The organism is Zafaria cholistanensis (assembly GCF_008580665.1).
GTDB lineage: Bacteria > Actinomycetota > Actinomycetes > Actinomycetales > Micrococcaceae > Zafaria > Zafaria cholistanensis.
This window is the reverse complement of the sequence record NZ_BKDJ01000023.1, coordinates 20,476-27,594: the sequence shown is the minus strand read 5'-3', so window position 1 is coordinate 27,594 and position 7,119 is coordinate 20,476. Positions and strand designations below refer to the sequence as shown.

Here is a 7,119-nt window from a genome sequence, read left to right as displayed (position 1 = left end):
GGCCCCGAACCGTTCGGTTCGGGGCCTTCCCTGTGTGCGGCGCTTATATGCGGCGTCCGGTGTGCTGCCGGGGTCAGATCCGCACAAGGATGGTGCCCATGGCGCGGTCGTGCAGCCCGCGCTGGTCCGCGTCCGCGACCAGCGCCGGCACCACCAGGCACAGCAGCGCGGTGCGCACCAGGACGGCCAGCGGCTTGGCCGGCCTGCCGTCCATGCCCTGGACCTGCAGGCCGAAGACGCGGTGCCCGATCGAATGCCCGGTGACTCCCACGAACAACAGCTGCATGGCGGCGAACAGGGACAGGTTCGCGAACGGGTCGCCCCCGAAGAACCAGGCGGAGAGCGCCATGGCCAGCCCCCAGTCAATGACCAGGGCTCCCGCGCGCCGGCCAATGCGGCCCACGCTGCCGGGACCATCCTCCGGGCGGCCGAGCCGCTGGCCGGGCCAGGCCTGGGAGTTCAGTTGGGGAGGGCCCTCAAGCCACGATCCGAGGTCTTTTCTTTCCACGCCTCCAAGGATACCGCCGGGCCGTGCGCCCCGCCGGGGCGGGCGGCAGGATGGCTCGGGAGCGCGCCGCGTAACCTGCCCGAAACAATCGGGACACAGGCGGGTAACCCCCTGTTGCTACATTTTGGTGCGGCGCCGGGAACCGATCCTCGGCCCACGGGACCATGTGGACCCGGGAGCAGCGATTAGGAGCAACCTTGTTCAAGAATCCGGACGAAGTCCTCAAGTACATCGCCGATGAAGACGTGAAGTTCGTCGACATCCGATTCACCGACCTGCCGGGCGTGCAGCAGCACTTCAACGTTCCCGCCAAGACGGTTGACGCGGACTTCTTCGTGAACGGCCAGCTCTTCGACGGCTCCTCCATCCGCGGCTTCCAGGGCATCGCCGAGTCCGACATGCAGCTGATCCCGGACGTGACCACCGCCTTCATCGACCCCTTCCGCGTCGAGAAGACCCTGGCCCTGAACTTCTCCATCGTGAACCCGCGCACCGGCGAGCCGTACCACCGCGACCCGCGCGGCGTGGCCGAGCGCGCCGAGGCCTACCTGGCTTCCACCGGCATCGCCGACACCGCCTTCTTCGCCCCCGAGGCCGAGTTCTTCATCTTCGAGAACGTCCAGTACGAGTCCAAGCCGCAGGGTTCCTTCTACAAGGTTGACTCCGACGAGGCCCCGTGGAACACCGGCCGCGAGGAAGAGGGCGGCAACCAGGGCTACAAGACCCCGTTCAAGGGCGGCTACTTCCCGGTTTCCCCGACCGACAAGCAGGCCGACCTGCGCGACGCCATGTGCCTGGAGCTGGACGCCGCGGGCCTTGAGGTCGAGCGCTCCCACCACGAGGTCGGCGGCGCCGGCCAGGCCGAGATCAACTACAAGTTCAACACGCTGGTCCACGCGGCCGACGACCTGATGAAGTTCAAGTACATCATCAAGAACGTTGCCGACTCCTGGGGCAAGTCCGCCACCTTCATGCCCAAGCCGATCTTCGGCGACAACGGATCGGGCATGCACTGCCACCAGTCGCTGTGGTCCAACGGCGAGCCGCTGTTCTACGACGAGAAGGGCTACGCGGGCCTGTCCGACCTCGCCCGCTGGTACATCGGCGGCCTGCTCAAGCACGCCGACGCGGTCCTGGCCTTCACCAACCCGACGGTGAACTCCTACAAGCGCCTGGTCAAGGGCTTCGAGGCCCCGGTCAACATGGTGTACTCGCAGGGCAACCGCTCCGCCGGTATCCGCATTCCGATCACCGGCTCGAACCCGAAGGCCAAGCGCATCGAGTTCCGCGCCCCGGACGCCTCCTCCAACCCGTACCTGGCCTTCGCCGCCCAGCTGATGGCCGGCATCGACGGCATCAAGAACCGCATCGAGCCCTCCGCGCCGATCGACAAGGACCTCTACGAGCTGCCGGCCGAGGAAGCCAAGGACATCGCGAAGGCCCCGGGCTCCCTCGAGGAGGCGCTGAACGCGCTCGAGAACGACTTCGAGTTCCTGCTCGCCGGCGACGTCTTCACCGAGGACCTGATCCGCACCTGGATCGACTACAAGCGCGAGAACGAGATCAAGCCGCTCTCCCTGCGCCCGAACCCGTACGAGTTCGAGCTGTACTACGGCTGCTAGGCGGCCGCTGCACCGCAGCCGCTGCCGGCACGACGGCGGGGCCGCACCTTTCCCGGAAGGTGCGGCCCCGCCGTCGTTGTTTCGGCCATAGTTGTTTCGGCCGCCGTTGTTTCAGCCCTGGCGGGTTCCGCCGCCGTCCCGGCCGGACCCGTCCCCGCGGGCTAGTCCGCGATGGTGGTGAGCAAAAAGACGGAAGGCTCCGCCGCGGATACCTTGTGGGTGGGTCCGGGCAGGACGTACAGGCCCCCCTGCCCGACGGTGGTCTCCCCGCCGTCCCATGTCACGGTCACCGCCCCGCGCATCACCTGCATGGTGGCCGCCTCGGGCTTGGCATGGTCGTCGATTTCCCCTCCTGCGTCCAGGGCCACCAGGGTGTGCCGGAGCCGCCCGTCATGGAGCACCGCGTGTGCGCTGCGGTTGTGTGAGGCCACCCTGGCCTTCTCCAGGTGTTCGGCGGCGAGCTCCTCGAGCTGGGCCTGGGTGACATGCATGGCGGTGTCCTCTCGCTGGTGTGCCTAACCGTCGAACCCGTAGAAGTGGCGCTCGAAGACCTGGCGCGCACGGCGCGTGGTTTTCAGGTAGTCCTCCTCCAGGCGGGCCGCCTGCCCCGCCGGATAGCCGCACCAGCGTGCCACGGCCTCCAAGTCGCGGCGCGAACTGGGCAGCACGTCCGAGGGACGGCCCGTGCACACCACGATGGCACTTCGCACGCGCGCGGCCAAGGCCCACGCCCGGTCCAGCAGCTCCACGTCCCCGGACGGAAGCAGCCCCTCCTCGCCCAGCGCCCGCAGCGCCGGGCGGGTCGAGGTGGTGCGCAGCGCCGGATGTTCGGCGGCGTGGCGCAGCTGGAGCAGCTGGACCAGCCATTCGACGTCGCTGAGCGCCCCGCGGCCCAGCTTGAGGTGCCGTGCCGGGTCCGCGCCGCGGGGCAGGCGCTCGGATTCCACGCGCGCCTTGATCCTGCGGATCTCCCGCACGTCCTTCTCCTCCAGTCCGCCGCGGTAGCGCACGGAGTCGGCAAGCTCCATGAAGTCGCGTGCCAGCGCCTCGTCCCCGGCCATGGGGCGGGCCCTGAGCAGGGCCTGGGCCTCCCATACCAGGGCCCACCGGAGGTAATACTCCCGGTAGGCCTCAAGCGAGCGCACCAGCGGTCCCTGCCGTCCCTCGGGGCGCAGGTCGGCGTCCAGCTCCAGCCGGGGCTCGGCCAGCACGGCCGGCTGCAGCGGCTGGCCCAGCAGCGCCCCCATCCGCGAACAGATCCGCAGCGCCTGCTCCTGAGCAGCCTGCGGGTCCGCCCCGGAAAGGGGCCGGTGCACAAACATGACGTCGGCGTCGGAGCAGTAGCCGATCTCGCGGCCCCCCTGCCGGCCCATGGCCACTACCAGCAGGTCGGTGAGCTTCTCGCGGTCCGCATACTCGGTGTCCTCGGCCACCCGCAGGGCGCCCAGGACCGCCGCCTGGTCCGTGTCGGACAGGGCCCGGCCCACCTGGTCCAGGTCGATCACCCCGGCCCCGTCGGCCAGGGCGATGCGCAGCAGTTCACGGCGGCGGATCAGCCGGATCAGCCGCATCGCCTGGTGGCGTCCCCGGTGGCGGCTGAGCTTGGCGGTGATCTCGTGCCACTGCTGCTCGAAGGGCATCGGCACCAGGTCCTTGTCATCACCCAGCCAGGCCGCCGACTCCGGCGAAACTTCCATCAGGTCGGTGATGAAGCGGCTGTTGGAGAGGCTGTGGCACAGGCGTTCGGCCCCGGCGCTCGAGTCACGCAGCATGCCCAGGTACCAGTGGCTTTCCCCCAGCGATTCGCTCAGGCGGCGGAAACCGAGCAGGCCAGCATCCGGGTCCACGCCCTCGGCGATCCACCCCAGCAGCACCGGCAGGAGCTGGCGCTGCAGCGCGGCCCGGCGGCTGACGCCTGCGGTGAGCGCCTCGATGTGCCGCATCGCGCCGCGCGGATCCGCATAGCCGAGGGCCTTCAGGCGCGCCTGGGCCGCCTCCGGGGTGAGGCGGACCTCCTCGGTGCTCAGGTGGGCCGCGGTGGCCAGCAGCGGGCGGTAGAAGATGCGTTCGTGAAGCGAGCGGACCCCGCGCTTGGTGCGCTGCCACTCACCCGTCAGTTTTTCGGCGCTGGGGCGCACCGTCACCGCCGGGCCCAGCGAGGACTTCGCCAGCGCCCGCAGCGCGTCCTCCTTGGCCGGCATCAGGTGGGTCCGGCGCAGCTGGACGAGCTGGATCCGGTGCTCCAGCACCCGCAGGTAGCGGTAGGCGGTGTCGAACTCGACCGCGTCGGAACGGCCGATGTACCCGCCCGTGCTCAGCGCGGCGATCGCCGAGGTGGTGTCCCGGACGCGGATGGACTCGTCGACCCGCCCGTGCACCAGCTGCAGCAGCTGCACGGTGAATTCGACGTCGCGCAGCCCGCCCGGGCCCAGCTTCAGCTGCCGGGCCACCTCCTGGGCCGGGATGTTTTCGGTGACCCTGCGCCGCATGGCCTGGACGGACTCGACGAAGCCCTCGCGCTCGGAGGAGGCCCACACCAGCGGGGCCACCGCGGCCTCGTAGGCGGTCCCGAGGGTCCGGTCCCCGGCGATGCAGCGGGCTTTGAGCAGCGCCTGGAACTCCCAGCTCTGGGCCCAGCGGCGGTAGTAGGCCATGTGGGACTCCAGCGTCCGCGAAAGCACCCCGTCCTTGCCTTCGGGGCGCAGGTTCGCGTCCACCTCCCACAGCGCCGGTTCCGCCGCGTGGGAACCCAGCGCGCGGGCGATCCCCGTGGCGAGGGCGGCCGCGATCCGTGAGGCGCTGTCCTCCTCGATGCCCTCGGACTCATGCACATAGATGACGTCCACATCGGAGATGTAGTTCAGCTCCCCGGCCCCGCACTTGCCCATGCCGATCACGGCCAGCCGGACGGCAGCCACGGCGGCGGCGCCGAAGCGCTCGGCGGCCTCAAGGCGGGCCACGGCCAGGGCAGCCTCGACCGCGGCCCCGGCGAGGTCGGCAAGTTCGCGCCCGACGTCGGGCATGGAGCGCAACGGGTCTGCCGAGCACAGGTCGCGCAGGGCCAGGTCGACCAGCAGGGCGCGGTAGGCGGTGCGCAGGAGCACGTAGGCGTCTTTGCCCCCCTGGGCGGCCACGGGGGCGGTTCCGTCCGCCACATCCGCCCCCACCGCGGCCAGCATCTTCGCGCGGAGCCCGTCGGCGGGCGCGCGGACCAGCACCTCCGGGCGGGGCCGCTCCAGCAGGGGCAGCCGGTCCGGATGGCGGATCAGGAACTCGGCCAGCGCCTCCGAGGACCCCAGCAGCCGGAACAGCGGCAGGGATCGGCTCCGGTCGCCCACCAGGTCCAGGACCTGCGGGGCGCGCTCGGCCAGGCGCATCAGCGACAGGAGGGCCAGGTCCGGGTCCGGGGCGTCGGCGAAAGCCTCCACCAGCGCCGGCTCCTCAAGGCCCCCGAACTCCTTGGAGGCGAGGAAGCGCCTGGCCCGCTCCAGGTCCCCGAACCCGGCCGCGAGCAGCCGGCGCGTCAGACTCATGGCCTGGCCGCTAGAGGATGCCCAGGTAGCGGTTCAGCTCGAACGGGCTCACGTTCTGGCGGTATTCGTGCCACTCGTCGCGCTTGTTGCGCAGGAAGTTCTCGAACACCTGCTCGCCCAGGATCTCGGCGACCAGCTCGGACTCCTCCATGGTGCGGATCGCGTCGTGCAGGCTCCCCGGCAGCGGGTCGTGGCCCATGGCCCGGCGCTCGGCGGCCGAGAGGCTCCAGACGTCATCCTCGGCACCCGGCGGGAGCTCGTATCCTTCGCGGATGCCCTTCAGGCCGGCCCCCAGCAGCACCGCGTAGGAGAGGTAGGGGTTGGCCGCGGAGTCGATGCCGCGGTATTCGACCCGTGCGGAGAGGCCCTTGTTCGGCTTGTACAGCGGCACGCGCAGCAGAGCGGAGCGGTTGTTGTGGCCCCACGACAGGTAGCTCGGCGCCTCGCCGCCACCCCACAGGCGCTTGTAGGAGTTCACGAACTGGTTGGTTACCGCGGTGAACTCGGGCGCGTGGCGCAGGATCCCGGCCATGAACTGGCGGGCCGTGGTGGAGAGCTGGAACTCCTGGCCGGCCTCGTAGAACGCGTTGGCGTCGCCCTCGAAGAGGGAAAAGTGGGTGTGCATGCCGGAGCCGGGCTGGTCGGAGAAGGGCTTGGGCATGAAGGTCGCGTAGATCCCCTGCTGGAGGGCGACCTCCTTGATGACCGTGCGGAAGGTCATGATGTTGTCCGCGGTCTGGAGCGCGTCCGCGTAGCGCAGGTCGATCTCGTTCTGTCCGGGCCCGCCCTCGTGGTGGCTGAACTCTACGGAGATGCCCACGGACTCAAGCATCGTGACGGCCCGGCGCCGGAAGTCCTGGCCCACTCCGCCGGGGACGTGGTCGAAGTAGCCGCCCTGGTCCACCGGGACGGGGGCACCCTGGTCCCCGAGCGCGTCCGACTTCAGCAGGTAGAACTCGATTTCCGGGTGGGTGTAGCAGGTGAAGCCCATGTCCGCGGCCGCGGACAGCTGGCGCTTGAGCACGTTGCGCGGGTCCGCCGCGGACGGGGCGCCATCCGGGGTCAGGATGTCGCAGAACATGCGCGAGGTCGGTTCCTTTTCCCCGCGCCAGGGCAGGATCTGGAAGGTCGAGGGGTCCGGCTGGGCCAGCATGTCGGACTCGTAGATGCGGGACAGGCCCTCGATCGAGGAGCCGTCGAAGCCCAGACCCTCCTCGAAGGCGCCCTCCACCTCGGCCGGGGCCAGCGCCACCGACTTCAGCGAACCAACGACGTCGGTGAACCACAGGCGCACGAAGCGGATATCGCGTTCCTCGATGGTCCTCAGAACGAATTCCTGCTGGCGGTCCATGTGCGGCTCTCCTTACCACGACGGCTTACGGGGTGGCGGCCGGTGGCCGCCGCTGTCCACTTTACCCATGCCCGCCGCCGCCGGCCGTCCCCGCGCCGGTTCGTG

At 70.1% G+C, this 7,119-nt stretch carries 5 protein-coding genes; 1 reads left to right on the top strand and 4 read right to left on the bottom strand.

Annotated features, from left to right (window positions below):
* Positions 1–73: 73 nt before the first annotated feature.
* Positions 74–508, bottom strand: a complete 435-nt coding sequence (locus tag NCCP_RS14410) for an RDD family protein (RefSeq protein WP_149957984.1) — start codon at positions 506–508, stop codon at positions 74–76.
* 197 nt (positions 509–705) lie between these two features.
* Between NCCP_RS14410 and glnA (NCCP_RS14405) the strand changes: the two genes are divergently transcribed.
* Positions 706–2,130: a type I glutamate--ammonia ligase gene (glnA, locus tag NCCP_RS14405; RefSeq protein ID WP_149957983.1), complete on the top strand. Its 1,425-nt coding sequence runs from the start codon at positions 706–708 to the stop codon at positions 2,128–2,130.
* A 161-nt stretch (positions 2,131–2,291) separates the two neighbouring features.
* Here the strand turns inward: glnA (NCCP_RS14405) and NCCP_RS14400 are convergent, their stop codons facing one another.
* Genes NCCP_RS14400 through glnA (NCCP_RS14390) form a run of 3 tightly spaced genes read right to left on the bottom strand, consistent with a single transcriptional unit; the run spans position 2,292 to position 7,014 of the window.
* Positions 2,292–2,621: a cupin domain-containing protein gene (locus NCCP_RS14400; protein ID WP_149957982.1), complete on the bottom strand. Its 330-nt coding sequence runs from the start codon at positions 2,619–2,621 to the stop codon at positions 2,292–2,294.
* A 24-nt stretch (positions 2,622–2,645) separates the two neighbouring features.
* The gene (locus tag NCCP_RS14395) at positions 2,646–5,663 is read right to left on the bottom strand and encodes a bifunctional [glutamine synthetase] adenylyltransferase/[glutamine synthetase]-adenylyl-L-tyrosine phosphorylase (protein WP_149957981.1); all 3,018 of its coding nucleotides are present in this window, start codon (positions 5,661–5,663) and stop codon (positions 2,646–2,648) included.
* A 10-nt stretch (positions 5,664–5,673) separates the two neighbouring features.
* The gene (glnA, locus tag NCCP_RS14390) at positions 5,674–7,014 is read right to left on the bottom strand and encodes a type I glutamate--ammonia ligase (RefSeq protein WP_149957980.1); all 1,341 of its coding nucleotides are present in this window, start codon (positions 7,012–7,014) and stop codon (positions 5,674–5,676) included.
* Positions 7,015–7,119: the final 105 nt, after the last annotated feature.

Coding starts and splice junctions, on each gene's coding strand:
- NCCP_RS14395 (WP_149957981.1), bottom strand. CDS start 5,663: ATGAGTCTGACGCGCCGGCTGCTCGCGGCCGGGTTCGGGGACCTGGAG.
- NCCP_RS14400 (WP_149957982.1), bottom strand. CDS start 2,621: ATGCATGTCACCCAGGCCCAGCTCGAGGAGCTCGCCGCCGAACACCTG.
- glnA (WP_149957980.1), bottom strand. CDS start 7,014: ATGGACCGCCAGCAGGAATTCGTTCTGAGGACCATCGAGGAACGCGAT.